The organism is Pseudomonas sp. 382 (assembly GCF_002759075.1).
Taxonomy (GTDB): Bacteria; Pseudomonadota; Gammaproteobacteria; order Pseudomonadales; family Pseudomonadaceae; genus Aquipseudomonas; species Aquipseudomonas vlassakiae.
Genome location: NZ_PEMX01000006.1, coordinates 53,239 through 71,215 on the forward strand (window position 1 = coordinate 53,239; position 17,977 = coordinate 71,215).

At 54.4% G+C, this 17,977-nt stretch carries 14 protein-coding genes and 2 pseudogenes; 4 read left to right on the forward strand and 12 right to left on the reverse strand.

Features of this window, described 5'->3' with window-relative positions; all coding sequences use genetic code 11:
- Positions 1–36 precede the first annotated feature (36 nt).
- A complete protein-coding gene (locus tag CQW31_RS09395; protein ID WP_099814353.1) occupies positions 37–2,340 on the forward strand; it encodes a YgiQ family radical SAM protein in 2,304 nt (767 codons plus the stop codon).
- Between the two features lie 133 nt (positions 2,341–2,473).
- Here CQW31_RS09395 and CQW31_RS09400 read toward each other — a convergent pair whose 3' ends face one another.
- Positions 2,474–3,061, reverse strand: coding sequence for a TIGR00730 family Rossman fold protein (locus tag CQW31_RS09400; RefSeq protein WP_054887850.1), 588 nt, complete (start codon positions 3,059–3,061; stop codon positions 2,474–2,476).
- Between the two features lie 348 nt (positions 3,062–3,409).
- On the opposite strand from CQW31_RS09400, the gene azu reads away from it, so the two are divergent.
- Positions 3,410–3,856 carry an azurin gene (azu, locus tag CQW31_RS09405; protein WP_054887849.1) on the forward strand — a complete coding sequence of 149 codons (447 nt, stop codon included), beginning with the start codon at positions 3,410–3,412 and terminating at the stop codon, positions 3,854–3,856.
- 126 nt (positions 3,857–3,982) lie between these two features.
- Here azu and nadE read toward each other — a convergent pair.
- Positions 3,983–4,291 (reverse strand): annotated as a pseudogene (gene nadE / locus CQW31_RS09410) (NAD(+) synthase); the annotation flags it as partial.
- Between the two features lie 315 nt (positions 4,292–4,606).
- On the opposite strand from nadE, the gene CQW31_RS09415 reads away from it, so the two are divergent.
- Positions 4,607–6,259: an NAD+ synthase gene (locus tag CQW31_RS09415; protein ID WP_016712304.1), complete on the forward strand. Its 1,653-nt coding sequence runs from the start codon at positions 4,607–4,609 to the stop codon at positions 6,257–6,259.
- 538 nt (positions 6,260–6,797) lie between these two features.
- Here CQW31_RS09415 and CQW31_RS09420 read toward each other — a convergent pair.
- Positions 6,798–7,067 (reverse strand): helix-turn-helix domain-containing protein, encoded by a 270-nt coding sequence (locus CQW31_RS09420; RefSeq protein ID WP_016712303.1) that lies wholly within the window; start codon positions 7,065–7,067, stop codon positions 6,798–6,800.
- 111 nt (positions 7,068–7,178) lie between these two features.
- Here CQW31_RS09420 and CQW31_RS09425 point away from each other — a divergent pair, with 111 nt between their 5' ends.
- On the forward strand, positions 7,179–7,664 hold the full coding sequence (locus tag CQW31_RS09425; RefSeq protein ID WP_016712302.1) for a hypothetical protein: 486 nt from the start codon (positions 7,179–7,181) through the stop codon (positions 7,662–7,664).
- A gap of 804 nt (positions 7,665–8,468) precedes the next feature.
- Here the strand turns inward: CQW31_RS09425 and CQW31_RS09430 are convergent.
- The 9 genes and pseudogenes from CQW31_RS09430 to CQW31_RS09465 all read right to left on the reverse strand — a co-directional run bounded on the left by CQW31_RS09430 (position 8,469) and on the right by CQW31_RS09465 (position 17,823).
- Positions 8,469–8,852, reverse strand: a complete 384-nt coding sequence (locus CQW31_RS09430; RefSeq protein WP_016712301.1) for an antitoxin Xre-like helix-turn-helix domain-containing protein — start codon at positions 8,850–8,852, stop codon at positions 8,469–8,471.
- Positions 8,853–8,989: 137 nt separating this feature from the next.
- Positions 8,990–9,748: a methyl-accepting chemotaxis protein gene (locus tag CQW31_RS32100; protein WP_371858375.1), complete on the reverse strand. Its 759-nt coding sequence runs from the start codon at positions 9,746–9,748 to the stop codon at positions 8,990–8,992.
- A gap of 102 nt (positions 9,749–9,850) precedes the next feature.
- A pseudogene (locus CQW31_RS32105) lies at positions 9,851–11,134 on the reverse strand (HAMP domain-containing protein); the annotation flags it as partial.
- Between the two features lie 434 nt (positions 11,135–11,568).
- Positions 11,569–12,615, reverse strand: coding sequence for an ornithine cyclodeaminase (locus CQW31_RS09440; protein WP_016712300.1), 1,047 nt, complete (start codon positions 12,613–12,615; stop codon positions 11,569–11,571).
- Between the two features lie 117 nt (positions 12,616–12,732).
- Positions 12,733–14,076 carry an APC family permease gene (locus CQW31_RS09445; RefSeq protein ID WP_016712299.1) on the reverse strand — a complete coding sequence of 448 codons (1,344 nt, stop codon included), beginning with the start codon at positions 14,074–14,076 and terminating at the stop codon, positions 12,733–12,735.
- 148 nt (positions 14,077–14,224) lie between these two features.
- Positions 14,225–14,986 carry an N-formylglutamate amidohydrolase gene (locus CQW31_RS09450; protein WP_016712298.1) on the reverse strand — a complete coding sequence of 254 codons (762 nt, stop codon included), beginning with the start codon at positions 14,984–14,986 and terminating at the stop codon, positions 14,225–14,227.
- On the reverse strand, positions 14,970–16,325 hold the full coding sequence (locus CQW31_RS09455; protein ID WP_033723992.1) for a glutamine synthetase family protein: 1,356 nt from the start codon (positions 16,323–16,325) through the stop codon (positions 14,970–14,972). Before CQW31_RS09455 ends, CQW31_RS09450 begins: the two co-directional genes overlap by 17 nt.
- Positions 16,322–16,966 (reverse strand): isochorismatase family cysteine hydrolase, encoded by a 645-nt coding sequence (locus CQW31_RS09460; protein ID WP_016712296.1) that lies wholly within the window; start codon positions 16,964–16,966, stop codon positions 16,322–16,324. Before CQW31_RS09460 ends, CQW31_RS09455 begins: the two co-directional genes overlap by 4 nt.
- A complete protein-coding gene (locus tag CQW31_RS09465) occupies positions 16,966–17,823 on the reverse strand; it encodes a MurR/RpiR family transcriptional regulator (RefSeq protein ID WP_029380238.1) in 858 nt (285 codons plus the stop codon). Before CQW31_RS09465 ends, CQW31_RS09460 begins: the two co-directional genes overlap by 1 nt.
- Positions 17,824–17,977 lie beyond the last annotated feature (154 nt).

The following is a 17,977-nucleotide window of genomic DNA, read 5'->3' on the forward strand; positions in this document are numbered from 1 at the left end:
CCGCGATTTCCCTGCACACCAGAACCGGTCACTGACATGCAAGCAGCCAAACCACTCTACGACTATCCCAAGTACTGGGCCGAATGCTTCGGGCCAGCACCTTTCCTGCCGATGAGCAGGGAGGAGATGGATCTGCTCGGCTGGGATTCCTGCGACATCATCATCGTGACCGGTGACGCCTATGTCGACCACCCGTCGTTCGGCATGGCCATCATCGGCCGCCTGCTGGAGGCCCAGGGCTTCCGCGTGGGCATCATCGCCCAGCCGAACTGGCAGTCGAAAGACGACTTCATGAAGCTCGGCGAGCCGAACCTGTTCTTCGGCGTGGCCGCCGGCAACATGGACTCGATGATCAACCGCTACACCGCGGACAAGAAAATCCGTTCCGACGACGCCTATACCCCCGGTGGCCTGGCCGGCAGCCGTCCGGACCGCGCCAGCCTGGTGTACAGCCAGCGCTGCAAGGAAGCCTACAAGCACGTGCCGATCGTGCTCGGCGGCATCGAGGCTTCGCTGCGCCGCATCGCCCACTACGACTATTGGCAGGACAAGGTCCGCCATTCGATCCTGATCGACGCCAGCGCCGACATCCTGCTGTTCGGCAACGCCGAACGTGCGGTGGTCGAAGTGGCCCAGCGCCTGTCCAATGGCGAGAAGATCGAGACCATCACCGACGTACGCGGTACCGCCTTCGTGCGCCGTGACACGCCGCAAGGCTGGTACGAGATCGACTCGACCCGTATCGATCGCCCCGGCCGCGTCGACAAGATCATCAACCCGTACGTGAACACCCAGGACACCCAGGCCTGCGCCATCGAGCAGGCCAAGGGCGAACAGGAAGACCCGAACGAAGCCAAGGTGGTGCAGATCCTCGACAGCCCGAGCGTTACCCGGGAAAAGTCGGTGATCCGCCTGCCGTCGTTCGAGAAGGTGCGGAACGACCCGGTGCTCTATGCGCACGCCAACCGTGTGCTGCACCTGGAAACCAACCCGGGCAATGCCCGCGCCCTGGTGCAAAAGCACGGTGAGGTGGATGTGTGGTTCAACCCGCCACCCATTCCGATGAGCACCGAGGAAATGGACTACGTATTCGGCATGCCTTATGCCCGTGTGCCGCACCCGGCCTACGGCAAGGAGCGCATCCCGGCCTACGAGATGATCCGTTTCTCGGTGAACATCATGCGAGGCTGCTTCGGTGGCTGCACCTTCTGCTCGATCACCGAGCACGAAGGCCGCATCATCCAGAACCGTTCCCACGAGTCGATCCTCAACGAGATCGAGGAGATGCGTGACAAGGTCCCGGGCTTCACCGGGGTGGTCTCCGACCTTGGCGGCCCGACCGCCAACATGTACCGCATCGCTTGCAAGAGCCACGACATCGAGAAGCACTGCCGCAAGCCGTCCTGCGTGTTCCCGGGCATCTGCGAGAACCTCAACACCGACCACAGCTCGTTGATCGAGCTGTACCGCAAGGCCCGCGCCTTGCCGGGTGTGAAGAAGATCCTGATCGCCTCGGGCCTGCGCTACGACCTGGCGGTGGAATCGCCGGAGTACGTCAAGGAGCTGGTTACCCACCACGTTGGCGGCTACCTGAAGATCGCTCCGGAGCATACCGAGCGTGGCCCGCTGGACAAGATGATGAAGCCGGGCATCGGCACCTACGACCGCTTCAAGCGCATGTTCGAGAAGTTCTCCAAAGAGGCGGGCAAGGAACAGTACCTGATCCCGTACTTCATCGCCGCGCACCCAGGCACCACCGACGAAGACATGATGAACCTGGCCCTGTGGCTCAAGGGCAACGGCTTCCGCGCCGACCAGGTGCAAGCGTTCTACCCGTCGCCGATGGCGTCGGCCACGGCCATGTACCATTCGGGCAAGAACCCGCTGCGCAAGGTCACGTACAAGAGCGAAGGGGTGGAGATCGTCAAGAGCGACGAGCAGCGCCGCCTGCACAAGGCGTTCCTGCGCTATCACGATCCGAAGGGCTGGCCGATGCTGCGTGAAGCGTTGCAGCGCATGGGCCGTGCCGACCTGATCGGGCCGGGCAAGCATCAGCTGATCCCGCTGCACCAGCCGCAGACCGACACGTATCAGAGCGCGCGCCGCAAGAACTCGACCCCGGCCGGTAGCCACAAGGTGGGCAAGGATCAGAAGATCCTCACCCAGCACACCGGCCTGCCACCGCGGGGCAGCGATGGCAGCAAGCCGTGGGACAAGCGCGAGAAAGCCAAGGCCGAGGCGTTTGCCCGCAACCAGCAGGCGGCCAAAGAGCGCAAGGAAGCCGCCAAGGGTGGTGGCGGCAAGGGCAAGAAGCCGCGTCAGCCCGTCATTCCGCGCTAACAGCCCCCTATTGGGACCGCTTTGCGGTCCTTTCGCGACACAAGGCCGCTCCCACATTGATCTGCGTACGCAGTGCTTTGTGGGAGCGGCCTTGTGTCGCGAAAGGGCTGCAAAGCAGCCCCGATATCTCGGATCAGTCAGGCTTTTTGTCGACCCACTTCGGCAAAACCGGCGACTCGAACCGTTCCATCCCGTCCAGCAGCTCATCCGCCTGCTGCTCAAGCAACAACATGGCCCGGTGCTGCGGCCGCACGAAGCCTTCTTCGACAATGTGGTCGAGGAACCCGCCCAGCTTCTCGTAGAAGCCATTCACATCGAGCAGCCCCAGCGGCTTGGCGTGATAACCCAGTTGCCCCCAGGTCCACACCTCGAACAGCTCCTCCAGTGTACCCAGGCCGCCCGGCAGGGCGATGAAGGCGTCGCTCAGCTCGGCCATGCGTGCCTTGCGCGCATGCATGCCGTCGACCACTTCCAGCCGGCTCAGGCCTTTATGGCCGATCTCGGCGTTCATCAGGCTTTCGGGAATGATCCCGATCACTTCGCCACCCGCAGCCATGGCCGCGTCGGCGACGGTGCCCATCAGGCCGACCGCGCCACCACCGTAGACCAGGGTCAGGCCGCGGCGGGCAATGGCTTGGCCCAGCGCGATGGCCGCCTCACGGTAGGCGGGGTTGGCGCCGATACTGGCGCCACAGAACACACAAACGGAACGTACAGACATCGTGTTTCTCCAGTCATATCGCTGACAGGGTAAAGCGAATAGTCTGACGTCTCCAATGCTGGTTTCACTCCGGACGGGAGAACTCGCAAGTGGCACCCGTGGCCCCGTGGGCATAGGCGGCGAGTAGGCTGTTCATGAAATTTGTGAAGGTCATTGCGATTGCTCCTAAATGAGAGGTTGTTCCATCGTCCATTAAAAGGGCATGATGTGCTCTTAGATTGGTTGTATACAATCGATCGAACAATTCTACTGGCTGGCCACTTGACACCCCCTTGACCCATGTCAGCAGGGGGCTGAACGGTTTCAGGCAGTCTCGCAATTGATAAAACCCTGCCAAGGAGATTCATGATGTTTGCGAAAGCTGTAGCGGTATCCCTGCTGACCCTCGCCAGCGCTTCTGTCTTCGCAGCCGAGTGCTCGGTAACTGTCGACTCGACCGACCAGATGTCCTTCAACACCAAGGAGATCGTCGTCGACAAGAGCTGCAAGGCATTCACCGTCAACCTGACTCACTCCGGCAACCTGCCGAAGAACGTCATGGGCCACAACGTGGTCATCAGCAAGGAAGCTGACATGCAGCCGATCGCCACCGACGGCCTGGCCGCTGGGATCGAAAAGAATTACCTGAAGGACGGTGATGAGCGCGTCATCGCCCACACCAAGATCATTGGTGCAGGCGAAAAGGACTCGCTGACTTTTGATGTGGCCAAGCTGGTTGCTGGCACAGATTACGGCTTCTTCTGCTCGTTCCCAGGCCACATCTCGATGATGAAGGGCAAGGTCGTCGTCAAGTAAACAAAGCCTGACGCCAAACCCTGTGGGAGCGGGTTTATCGGGGCGCCGAACCGCCCCGAATGCTTTGGTGAATCCACCCTTGCATTCGCAGGTAAACCCGCTGCCACAGGTTCTTCTACAGCCTGATCAAGGAGCGAATGGCAGTTCGCGCTTGTGCTGGGTCTTGCGGTAGGTGGCGACGATTATGTCGAACGCTGCCTGATCCACCGGCTGCCCATGGAGGAAGGCATCGATCTGCTGGTAGGTCACGCCATGGGACGCTTCGTCCGGCTTGCCCGGCTCCAGATCTTCCAGGTCGGCAGTCGGCACCTTCTCCACCAGCGACTCCGGCGCGCCGAAGCTGCGTGCGATCGCCCGCACCTGGTTCTTCACCAACCCGCTCAGCGGCGCCAGGTCGCAAGCGCCGTCACCGAACTTGGTAAAGAAGCCCAACAAGTTCTACCCCCCTTGAAAGTGCACAACACACGTCTCAGAAAGGCTTGTATATAAGGTGAGAGGTTGTGCAAAAATCACGAGTGCACAACTCCAAAAAAAGTGTAAATTTTTTCGAGGCAGTTGTGCAACGGTTTCAAAACTGGTTGGAAGGTTAGGGCATAATGGTGAGATTTACAGCAAGATGCCGCTCCCGGCTCCGAGTAAATGGCCACCATAGAGCTTCCCTTCCGAAGCCCAGATCCCCACCTGGTCGCCACCCCTCCCGTCCGGACAAGCGCTGCATCTTGCAATCCCGCTCAAGGCGTAGGAGGAACCATGCAGAGTTTGAGAGTGGTAATGGCTCAGTTGAATATCCGGGTAGGGGATATTCAAGGTAACGTCGAAAAGGTCATCGAAGCGGCGAGGAAGGCCCGTGATGAGCTCAATGCCCAAATCATCGTTTTCCCCGAACTAACTCTCTGCGGCTATCCGCCGGAAGATTTGCTGCTGCGAACTAGCATGCAGCATCGAATTGAAAAAGCTCTAGCGAAAATTAAAAGCGCTGCTCAAGGTATTGCGATCGTGGTCGGCTTTCCGTGGGTAGAGGAAGGCTCCGGCCACGAAGAACTTCAAAGTCATCGCTACAACAGCTGCGGGATTTTCGCAGATGGGCAAGAGGTAGCGCGCTATTACAAACAGCAGCTTCCAAACTATCGTGTGTTCGACGAGAAGCGTTACTTTGTACCTGGACACGAGCCCTGCGTCGTTGATTTATTCGGGGTGAAGATAGCGCTTGGTATCTGCGAGGACATTTGGTTCCCTGAGCCACTGCGTCTAGCATGTAATGCTGGCGCACAACTTATGCTGACGCTGAACGCCTCGCCGTTCCATCGAGGTAAACAAGCTGAGCGTGAAGAGCTCTTGGCTCAGAGAGCAAATGAGTGCTTGATTCCAATGGTTTACGTCAACCAAGTCGGCGGCCAGGATGAGCTCGTCTTCGACGGTAATAGCTTTGTTGTCGACGGTAATGGCCAAGTTATCCAGCGTGCTCCGGCATTCGTAGAAGGTCTACACTCGGTTGACTTTAAGAACGACGGCAAAAAAGTTACACCGATTTCAGGTGAAAAGTCAGAGCTGCTGAGCGTCGAAGCTAGCGTTTACCAAGCGCTTGTAACTGGCGTGAGGGACTACGTACAGCGCAACGGCTTTAAGGGAGTAGTACTTGGCCTGTCAGGTGGTATTGATTCGGCATTGAGTTTGGCTGTAGCTGTTGATGCGTTGGGTGCAGAGAATGTTGAAGCGGTAATGATGCCGTATCACTATACTGCACAAATAAGTCAGGACGATGCCCAAGAAGAAGCGGATTTGCTGGGGGTTAAATACAGCGTCATGCCTATTCAGCCGATGGTTGAGGCTTTCCTCAATACTTTGGCATCTGAGTTTGCTGGATTGGCGAAAGATACCACGGAAGAGAATCTACAGGCTCGTTGTCGTGGTGTGATTCTCATGGCCATCTCCAATAAGAAACGATACTTGGTGCTGACCACTGGTAACAAGAGTGAGATGGCTGTTGGGTATGCGACGCTCTATGGTGACATGGCCGGTGGGTTCGATGTATTGAAAGATGTCCCTAAGACGCTTGTATTCAAGCTGAGTGAATACAGGAATACGCTTGGGTATGTCATCCCGCAACGTGTGATTGACCGTCCACCGTCAGCAGAGCTTGCACCTGATCAAAAGGACGAAGATTCACTTCCGCCGTATCCTGTTCTGGATGAGATCTTGCGGTTGTATGTTGAACATGACTATTCCGCAGATGCCATCATTGATGAAGGCTTCGACAGAGAGATTGTGTACAGGGTTATTAGGCTTGTTGACTTGAATGAGTATAAGCGACGCCAAGCTGCGGTTGGCCCTCGAGTAACTGAGAGGGGGTTCGGGAGAGACCGTCGTTATCCAATTACTTCTAAGTGGAGTATAGGTGAGTAATTACTGGCTGCACTGAAGCAAGAGGTCAGAAAGGGCTCGGTAAGATCGCAAGAATGTGAGTCATTAAGAAAGGTAAGCCAGCCCCATCCGCGATGGGGCCTGGCGGAGAGACATCCAGTTCCCTCAATACCTCCGAACCAGCCTCCAGAAGGCAGCGATGACCTCACAGGGTCGAAGCGACATTAAGCATTCTCATCCAGCCTACCCATCCCGCTCGCCACGAGCCCTACGCGGTTTTAGATAGCCACACCTAGGCCTCTAGCCAAACGATCGCAGCCCAGGTGGTTACCTGCCCTCGGTGCTAAGAGGGGGGGGGGAGCATTTCTACGCGGTTATGGTGCGAGGGTCGTTCTCGGCTTTGCCTGCACATCTTCCGAAAGAGGCGCGTCCGAACCCGCGAAAATGAGGGCGCCTTCGTTTCTGACCGGAACTGCAAGCTCGTTCGACTCATTCCGCCGAGGCTCTTCACGCGTTCTAGAGTAGCGCGGCCGATCCTCGACGTCTTGAGCATCGTAGACCCCCCCCTAAAAAGCACCTGTTACAAGAGATCGCTTCTGACCTTGGCAAGAAGCGCTTCGATATCGCTTTCTTCGTCAGCTAGCAAAAAAACCTCGGTTAGTAGACTGAGCGGATGGACGCCCATTCGCTCTGACAACTCAACAACCTTGTCTAGGGTAGGGCTTCTAAGGCCGCGCTCCAAGGCGCTGAGATAAGTACGACCGCTGACATCGCTAAAGGCTTCTTGCGTGAGGCCGCGACTGTTGCGGGTCTTCCGTAATGCTTGGGCGAAGGCCTGCCTGAGCTCCATTTGCGCTTAATCCACAAAAGGTATGATCAAGCCTCTTTGAATCCTATAGTGCTACACCCTATAGTGTTCATTTTCTGGGAGCGACGCGTTATGCCTAAGCTACGAGTGAGCATGGAAACCTTTGCTGAAACGCTTCTCACAAAAGGCCAGTCGACATTCCTTCTGGCTTGTGTTTTGGATCTTCGGACGCCGGATGATGTAATTGACGTTGTGATTTGTGAAACCGGTCAGGAGGCTCTTGATCTTCTCAATAGCTTGGACAGACCGAATGCTCACCAGGCCATAGTAGGAGTCCAGTTGGCCTTACCCCCGAGAATGAACAAAGCGGCCAAATGGGTGGTGCACCCCGTGCTGGACTTTACGAGAGTTACGATGGACACTGGCAAGGATCATATAGATACCTATGCATATCGCATCGCATCTGGGAAATATTTCGCAGACAACCAAGAGGTTAAAGTAGAAAAAATAATGAGTGTGCGGAGTATCTATCAAGCATCTAACGCAGGATCTCAAAGTGACGCGGAGCTCAGTGCTTTTCAAGCATGGATTGCAAAGATTTTGGATGAATTAATTAATGAGTCAAGTATTCCTTCTTGAGGGAGATGATGATGACGAGCAAAATATAGCTTTAATTTTCAAGAAAATAGTGCTGCAGCGCTATCCATGCACCAGTCGCGGGGTGTTGCGGAGGCTTCAGTAGTGGAGGTTTTGATGTCCAATTATTGCGCTGCGTCAGTCACTTATATCATCGCATTTGAAGTGTCTTCGGTCTCCGTTGCACCTAGGAACATAGGGAAGTATGCCACCGAATTCTCACCAACTGCTGATTTGGGCCCCAAATATCCTGGGAGGAAACGGGAAGGGCGTGGAAAGCCTTTAGCCTCGCTCGCATAGAGTCTAGGTATTGGGATAACCCCTCTCCCCCCAAAAGAGCATGTGTTAGAGCAGTTGGAGTCGTTGGTAGACCACAGTTTGCTTAAACAATATTTCTCAGGAGTGCTCAAGCATCTCCATTAGTTTTGGAATAAGAGCCTTTTCTACAATGCTAGGCTGAAAGAATGGTACTAGGTAGGTTAGCATTAGCTTTTGCTTGTGTCAGGACAACGCGAATCTGTCTCTATCTGTCAATGTCATCGACGAATACGATCAAAGGATTTTCGATTTCCCACAAGCGGGTTTCTAACACTTCGCGGATTTGGTCCTGTGTTTAACTCTGAAGCTTGCAAGCCAGGTCGAAATACAAGTCCATGCAACGGTCATAAAAGCTTTCGAGAAAACGTCCACCTGCTACAGTCACCATTCCTACTGCGAGTGACATTTCGCAAGCCACCAGGGCCGAGTCCCGAAGCATTCAGGGACCCGTTGTATGTATTGAAAATATTCACTTGGGCAACGGCCGAGCTACAGCGCTTGTCGAAGCTCTAGCAATCGCTTGTAGGTTTCGTACAAGGAGATCATGCCTCCATGCGCCATGACCTCAAGAGGAGAGCGCCCATCAAAAAACTCATTCCCGTTTTTAAGTCGAGGAAAGCTCTGGACGTTGGCCTGATTACTAAAGACGCTTCTCAGTGTGGCGTGTATGCCAAGCACAAAACCGATCCGCTGCTCTTGGTCTCGATCCAGTCGTCGCAAGCCATCCCCATCCTTCATAACCCGTCGATACGTAGAGAGGGAGATCCGGAGGATGCGGCATGCCTGCTGAGGTGTCGCGTCCCAAGCCCTGATAATTCTCAGCGCGACCTTCAAGCCAACCGCTGATTGCTGCTGAGAAAACCGCATGTTCATCACTGTTTTACCTGGAATGTCATAGCAGTTTATCGTCGTTCAGCCTACAGAGCTTATCCGTTGTCAGTTGATTGTATACCAATCCACTCTTCAACTACGACGCTTGCTCAGTCACTTGCAGGAGCGGACCGATTAACTCAAACGACCTTGAACTGTTCCATCAGTCCCTGCTGATGGCTGGCCAAGCGGTTCAGCGACTGACTGACCTGTGCCGATTCCGCCGCTTGGCCTGAAAGTGATTCTGTAACGTCGCGGATCGCCGCCACATTGTGGTTGATCTCCTCAGCCACCGCGCTCTGTTCCTCGGCGGCACTGGCAATCTGAAGGTTCATGTCAGTGATGATCGACACAGAGTCGCCGATCCGGCGCAAGACGGTCACCGCCTGCTCGACCTGCTCGACGCTGCCCTGGGCCTGCTGGTAACTGCTGTTTATGGACTCGACGACATCGCGGGTGCCGGCCTGCAGTCCCTCGATGACCTGACGGATTTCCTCCACCGAGTCCTGAGTCCGCTTGGCAAGGTTGCGCACCTCGTCGGCCACTACCGCGAAGCCACGCCCGGCTTCTCCGGCCCGGGCCGCCTCAATGGCGGCATTTAGTGCAAGTAGGTTAGTCTGTTCCGCAATACTACGGATCACTTCCAGCACCAGACCAATCTGGTCGCTATTGCCCGCCAGACCCTCGACTTGGCTCATGACGCTACTCATGTCGCGGGCGAGAGCTTCGATGGCAGTGGTGGTACGGCCGATCGCGCTCAGGCCTTCACGGGTAGCCTGGTCAGCGCCGCGGGCAGCATCCGCGGCCAGCGCCGCGCTGCGCGCGACATCCTGGGCAGTGGCGCTCATCTCGTTAGATGCTGTGGCTACCTGGTCCACTTCGCGGTACTGCTGCTGCATGCCAGCGCTGGTCTGGCTTGCAATGGCGGCGGACTGGTCGGCAGTGTTGCGAGCGTCATGCACCGAACGCTTAACGTCAGCGATCACCGGTTGCAGTTTGTCGAGGAAGCGATTGAACCAGCCGGCCAGCTCGCCGAGTTCATCTTTGCGCGCATAGTCTAAGCGTCGGGTCAGGTCGCCCTCGCCGCTGGCGATATCCTGGAGCATATACGCCACACCGAGGATCGGCCGGGTAACCCCCCGCGCTGTTAACCACACAAGCAACAAGCCGACGATAGCTGCGGCCAACCCGAACACCAGTTCCAGCCAAGTCCCGTGTGCGTTGCGTTGGTCTAGGTCTTTTTGCAGAGCCAACGCCGGCGCAAGCAAGGTGCCCATCGGCACGTCCAGCAGCACGGCCCACGGCCGCGCACCCGGTATCGGTTGCAGCAGCGACAGTACCTGTAAGTGGCCGCCGGTCTGTTGCTCGTGCGGTTGGCCTTGGCGTTGCAGGTCCAGTAGTCCTTTCGCTTCCTCCGGATAGGCCTTGGCCAGTGTCAGGCCGAGAAGGCTGGAATCACTGCTGTGGCCCGCCAAGAGGCCTGCTGGGCTGATGATGCTGATGGCGCCCTTGCCTTGATAAAGACCCATGCTGCCGTCGGAGGCCAGTTGCTGCAAGTTGCTTAGACTTATGTCCATGCCAACTACCGCTAACATTCTGCCGTTTTCGAGAACTGGGAATGTCAGGGTCGTTATGAGAGTCTTCTGACCCGACGTGTCATCAAAATATGGTTCTAGCAAGCAGGGTTGCAGAGACTGCCTAGAACAGTTGAACCAAGTATTGGAGGGGCTGCCGTCAAGCATGGGCGTGACATCGCGGATCATGTCCTCGGTCACTGCAAGGCTACTGAGTTGCCCGCCGCGCTGCGCCCAGTAGGTGGCGAAGCGGCCGTTTTCATTACTGCCAACACCGCTACGGCCTGCAAAAATGGCATCATCGCCCGCCAGCGCATCAGGCTCGAACACCAGGTAGAGGCTGAGCAATTGCGGATTGGCCTGAAGTACCGCCTTCACTTGTTGGTTAAGCTCGTCACGAAGCACCTTACTTTCGATTCGCAGCTTTTGCGCTTGAAGACGTTGTAGAAGTACATAACGGGAGAAGTTTAGACCGTTTTGGTAAGACGCCATCAAATAACTTTGTATCGTCAGGGCCTGGATTTTACCCTCTCCCTTCAGGCGCTCCCGTGCTGAGGCTTCAAGCATTTGCGCGTTGTTAGCTTTGACCAGCGTGGTCCCTGCGTGCATGCGGTACAGCGAGATACTTATAAGTGTGGCGACAATGGCCAGTAGACACAGTCCGGCCAGCAAGGTGATCTTCCATTGAATGGAAATTCGGTTAACACTCATGGGACTAGATCCTGTTGAACCAAACTGATGTTGAGCCGTTACGAGCGAGACCGGGTGTTAGCACAACACAAAGATCTCAAAGTCAGTGCAGTTTATGCTAATCAGTGCAAAACTATTTCGCTGCCCGAGCTGATTATTAAGGATCGTGCGAGAAGTCAATCAGTCTGAAAATATAACTAAGCGCTAGCACTCGTATCAATTAATTGTCTTAGCGGGGCGCTACAATTTTGAAGACGGCATCAGAGCGCATCTAAGCTTTTATCAAATGATTGCTAGAGTGAATGTAATGCCCAGGGTCACTAAAGACAGATCACTCTTTAAGTTGATTTTGCGAGACAATTAATTGCTAGGAAGAATCTCTGGCTAAGAGTGTTTCACTATTTAAGTGGGACTGGGCAAGGTAAGCTGTGCGCAGCATACCTTGCCCTATTAAGTTACGCGCGCTTGCGCTCGGCCGGGGATTTCACATTGAGTAGGCGAGCGTACAGGTCTTTACAATTATCTAGTTCTGGCACCAACTCGATCTCGCTACCAAAGTTCCCTTGTTTCGCGATATTCAGGATATAACGGAGTGCAGAGTAGTCTTCGAGCGCGAACCCTACAGAGTCAAACAGCGTCACTTCCTCTTCATGCTCACGGCCCGACGCCTGGCCATTCACTACTTGCCAGAACTCAATCACTGGCGAGTCGGCAGGCATCTGCTGAATTTCACCTTCAATACGACTCTGTGGTTCGTACTCGACTACTACGCGACTACGCTCGACAATGTCCCGGTGCAGTTCAGTCTTGCCTGGGCAATCTCCACCTACTGCATTCAGGTGTACACCAGGTTCGATCATTTCAGGAGTTAGGATCGTGGCGTATGCTTTATCGGCAGTGACTGTGGTGATGATATCCGCACCTCGCACAGCTTCGGCAGCAGAAGGAGAGATCACCACTTTCAGTGCTGGGTAGCTTTTCAAGTTTTTCGCCAGTTTTTTGCTAGCGTTAGCGTCTATGTCAAATAGACGCACCTCGTCAATCCCCACCATTGTATGGAATGCAATCGCCTGGAACTCGCTTTGCGAGCCATTACCGATCAATGCCATAACACGGGATCTAGGGCGGGCCATATAACGGGCGACCAAGGCAGAGGTCGCTGCGGTCCGAATCGCCGTAATAAGGGTCATTTCGCTCAGCAGGACTGGCTTACCAGTATCTACATCGCCTAATGCACCGAATGCCATTACGGTCAGCATGTTGTTGAAGGTGTTTTTTGGATGCCCGTTCACATATTTGAAGGCATACAGCGAAGCATCCGAGACAGGCATCAACTCAATAACGCCGTTCTCAGAGTGGTTAGCTAGACGGGCACACTTATCGAAGTCGCTCCAGCGGGCATAGTCTTCGCGGATGCACTCAGCCATTTCGGCAAGACACACAGCGAGGCCCTTGCTGGCCACCAGTTGGCTTAGGTCATTTACATCAAGATAACGAGTCATCGTTCATTTCTCCGGCTTTAAGTTTAGTAGGTATCTATGGATGAGAGCTATGGGCCCTCATCCATTTAAAACATCAATACCAGTGAAAAGCTGGCGGACATTAGCCACCTATAATCTTCAAATGTCTTTCGAGAGGACCAAGTTGTCACCTCGGCGATTCAAGAAATACAAGTACGCGAGACCTATCACGACCCAAGCACAGCCCAACTCTTGAGCCTCAAGTCCCATATTCATCATAATGGCTGCGGTAATCGCGAAGCCGAGAAGAGGAAATACCAAATGAGCCAGGAATTTTCCTGATTTCTGTCGGCGCCAGTGGTAGTTAATCACAGTCAAATGCAGGATTAAAAATCCGCTGAGGGCTCCGAAGTTGACAAGCGATGTAAGGGTGTCGACCGCGTCGATAAACAGATAGCAAATCAGCGCAGAGAGAACGGCTACCAAATAGATGCTCAGATGAGGTGTACTATATTTCGGATGAACCTTGGCAAGAAACTGAGGCAATTTGCGATCGCGCGCCATACCGAACAGCAGGCGTGATACGGCCGCCTGAGAAGTGATCGATACAGCTACGCCCCAAGCCAGCGCAGTGGCTATTGCGGTTAGTGAAGCGAGCCAATCTCCACTAGCAACGGCTGCGATTTCATAGAACGCTGTGTCTGCGGAGGTAAAGCCCATGCCAGCAGCGAGGTCGGTAGCCAACCATGTTTGTGCTACAAAGATCCCTCCCATAATGAGGAGACTGATCAGTGCAGCTCGACCTATGCTCTTTCCTGCATCACCTTTAGTTTCTTCAGCCAAGGTGGAAATAGCGTCAAAACCTAAAAATGACAGGACGGCAATTGATACAGCCTGCATCAGCAGCGAGAAGTTGAAATTTGTTGCATTGTAAAGAGGCGAAAGCGTCAACTGCCCATTGCCCGCCCCACTGTGCAATGCTTTCCATGCACACGCGAGAAAAATCCCCAGGACAATCAATTGCGCGACGAGGAACAAGATATTCATACGCGCTGTAAAAGTTATCCCGCGAAGGTTTACCAGTGTGGCGCTAACCATGAACATCAGGATGAAGGCAAACTTCGGAATCTCAGGATAGAGATGATTCAGCGCCATGGCTGCATAGATGTACAGCAGTGGTGGAATCAGTAAGTAATCCAGCAGAAGCAGCCAGCCAGCGAGGAATCCGACATTAGGATGCAGCCCTCTGAGTGCGTACGAATAAACCGATCCTGCTATGGGGAAAGCACGGGCCATGCTGCCGTAGCTCAAGGCGGTGAACAACATGGCCACCATTCCAATGATGTAAGCCAACGGCACCATTCCAGGAGCTTCTTGGTTGACGTACCCATACACGCCAAACGGCGCAATAGGAATCATGAAAATCATGCCGTAAATTACAAGGTCGGCTAGCGACAGGCTTCGTTTCAGCTCCTGTTTATAACCAAAATCTTCTAATGCCATGACAGCGTACTCCGTAAGCAAGGAAGGGCGATGTCCGGCCGCTGGACATGGGTCAACAGCGGCGCGAACTTCTTTAAACCGGCAGATTTAATAAAGCGCCCAAACGGTGTTTTTGTAGTTGTATTACCGAGCTACCCAGCAAAAGGCTTTATAACAGTGGCGCTAGCACCTCCGACCAAGCCCTCACGGCGTCCGGTGTCCGCAATAGGTCGTTTCTGACTTCAATTAGCACAGCGTCAATGCCGCGATTATCCCCATGAACGGGAACAGTCATGTCTTCAAGAGCGTTAATTTCATATGGCTGATTGGCCGCACTTTTCACACCCCGAGACGCCAGACCTTCCAGCATCCGCCCAGCATAGTCATGAGCGTGCGCATACAGCACGCCTACCTCAAGACTCCGCGGCTTGCCAAAATATAGAGGAGTAAAACTGTGCACGCCGATAACACGCACCGGCTGTCCCTTAGCGAGCCGCGCATTGATTAACTCACTCAATCGCTGGTGAAAAGGGGTGAATAAAGTTTCTCTCCGATACTTCAGTGTAATTTCATCGAGATCTTGATTGCCTGGGATTTCGTAAATTTCGCTACGCTCAGGAATACTGTCTGGGGCCTCAAGCGGGCGGTTCAGGTCTATTAGCAGGCGCGAATAGTTTGCCGCTATCAGTGTGGCACCGAGATTTTCTGAGAGCTCTTTAGCAAGCGCCAAAGCACCAATGTCCCAAGCAATATGTTCCCGAGCTGCTTCTTCACTCAACCCCAAGCTGCCGAGCTGTTCCGGAATGTAAGCACTAGCATGCTCGCACACCAAAATTACTGGGTGCTTTGAGTCCCCCCGCTCAACCGTGTAAGCAGGCTGCTGGTAAAAGCCCAGCTCCCGACTTTCATTAAACTCAGTAAAGGAGCGCATAGTGGTCACACAATTCATTGGGGGCGAGCTTTTCTGTTGCGGCCAGCTCTTGTGCTTTCATTGTAAAGTACGCACGTGTCAGAACTTCTGGCAGCGCTTCGACGATATCTGCATGGTCTTTCAAGCAAGCCAGCGCCTCACCCAAATTTCCTGGTAAAGCAACAATGTTGCGCGCCCGGCGCTGCTCGTCACTGAGAGTGTCTGGCTCTTCGTCCGTTGTCGCGCTCAGAGACAATTTCTGCTCGATACCAAGGCGTCCAGCAATAAGCACGGTAGCCATGCTTAGATGTGGCGACGCGGTGGCATCAAGTGGCCGGAACTCCAAGTTGTACTGTTTGGCGGGAGACTTACCACCAAGCGTGATGGTCGGACAGATACGCAGAGATGCTTCACGGTTACGCTGGCCCAGGCATGCGTAGGAAGCGCTCCAGTGATGAGGCTTCAATCGCAGGTAGGAAATCGGTGTTGGTGCACTGAAAGCACACAACGCCGGCAGGTATTTCAGCACACCTGCAGCCCATTGCTGTCCGAGCTCTGACAGCCCATTCTCTTGATTGGGATCGTACATCATTGCTTCGCCGTCTTGATCCTGAAGGCTGATGTGCAGATGTACCCCGTTACTAACGGCCTGTTCCTCGACCTTCGGCGAGAAGCTGATGTCCAAGGCCATCTGCCGAGCAATTTCTCGTGTTATTTCTCGTACGTTCACTGCTCGGTCAGCTGCGGCCACACCCTGAGTCGGCCGGCAGGTGATTTCGTACTGAGCCTTGCCGTATTCAGGCAGGAACATTTCCGGTTCCACACCTCCAGCCCTCAAAGCACTGAGCAGCCAGCCACCGAAGCTCGCTGCGGCGTGCTGTGCACCCAAAGAAAAGGCATGATGTGCCGATCCTGACTGAGGAATACCGAGATTGAATTCATGCTCGAAAGCGGCAGTGATAGTCAGTCCCAGCTCATCTTGATAACGCTGTACTTCGTTTCGCAGCAACGTGCGCGGACAGGCTGCCCATGGGCGCCCATCTGTCTCGCAAATGTCAGCGTGGACAAAGTCTAGAGCGGGTGCACCGGCATCGGGACCATTAGGAACGCGAACCCGTGATGCCATATCAGGAATCAGACGTAGGTCACCGTATGCCCCCCAAGGATTATCTTCGGCTACAGTTGACTGGGGGGTGATAGCACTGTTTGCTGGTACCCAACCAACACCCGCTACCCGATAGCTTTCGAGCTCGTCCGTAGGGAATGACCGACCTCGGGTGATTCCTACCAAATCTGTGGTGACAACAGTAGTCATCGGCGTGGCTGCGATCAGTGCGTTATTCAAGCTGGAACGGTTCATACCGACATCTCCTGCAGGCGCTTGATGACGGTTTCTGTATCCGTAATCCAGCAATATCCCTTGATAGCTTCCAAGCAGGCCTGATGGCGGGTCGAGCTATAAGTAGCACAGGCATCTTCTACCAACGTCACCAAAAACCCGCGATCAGCGGCGTCGCGCACGGCCATGTCCACACACTGGTCGGTAACGATGCCGGCAATGATCAAATGCCGGGTTTCCAGGTTGCGTAGGACATAGTCGATGTTGGTGGAGTTGAATACGCCAGAAGATGTCTTGGGCAGGACCACTTCATTTTCTGTGGCAGCCAACTCATCAATAATTCCTGATTCGTAGGACCCCTTCGGCAAATGCATGTCCGACAGTTTGTGGTCCAGCGAACGATCACGCCCATCCGCGGTAAGACTTTCGATGATGGTGTGAAGCACGTTTTGTTGGGCATCACGCATCGCCTTGAGAAGGCGTTGCTGGTTAGGTATGACTTGAGCCTGAGTTCGAGTCAGGAAATACTCAGCGTCCGCATTCTGCAAATGGGGGTCGAACTGCGGATCTAACCACGCACGCTGCATGTCGACCAACAAAAGTGCGGTGTGACCATGCACATAGGGCAAGTCGCGAGGTGATTGGTGGGGCAACGTCAACATTATTGTTTTTCCTCGAGCAGGTGAGCGGCGAAACTTGCCCGCAGCGTGTCTATGCCTTCCAGACGACCTTCAAGGTCTTTGCTGCGCAGCGTGAGAACGGCTATCAGCGCCTCCACTTGAGCTAGAGCGGGAACCAGAGTGTCAAACGCGGAGAAGGATTCAACCGGGGCGCTAATGACAAGGTCAGCTAACTCACGTAGAGGCGAAGCATAAATATCGGTGAATAGCACCAAGCGTGCTCCGCGAGATTTGGCGGCAGTGGCAGCGCGTAATGCTTGAGTTTGATATCGGCGGTAGTCGAACAACAGAACTACGTCCTGACGCTCAATGTCGTACAACCTGTCTGGTAATTGAGCATTATCTTCAAGGGTGTAGCAGCTTGGACGAAGCAGTCGTAAGTGGCTCACAAGGTATTGCGCCAAAAAGCTGCTCAGCCTCCCTCCGTAGCAATACAACGAATGACGGGGCTCAAGAATAAGCTCGACTAATACCCGGACATCCTCGGGCTGGGTGAGGGCCTGAGCCTCACTTAGGGTCCGGCAGCTCTCACTCAGATAGCTATTCCAAGTATCGTCCTGGGAAGAGTGAGATTTCGGCTGTAGCAAGGTGACAGGTGAGCGCAGACGGTGATCCATCTCGCTCAGCAGCACATCTTGGAGCTCAGCGTATCCGCTGAAACCGAGCTTCTTAACCAAGCGAACGATTGTCGGATCGCTAACGCCAGCATGCTCAGCCAGTCTGGCCATCGGCCCCAGCCCACTGCGTGGATAGTTATCCAGTAGGGCTCGAATAACCTTCCGCTCTGATGGAGTCGGACTCAGGTCGGCGGAGGTTAGGCGTTCTCGTAGATTAGTCATGTGCGCACATTTTTATGGGATGTATGTTTTGCTTCACATTCTATGCCCAAATTATATCTGTAGGTTTCACTACAGTCTACAGTTTTTGCTCATGCCTGAAATTTCTATTTCACACCTTGATGGTGACTTTTGGCGATATGCTGGTAGCCGGTCT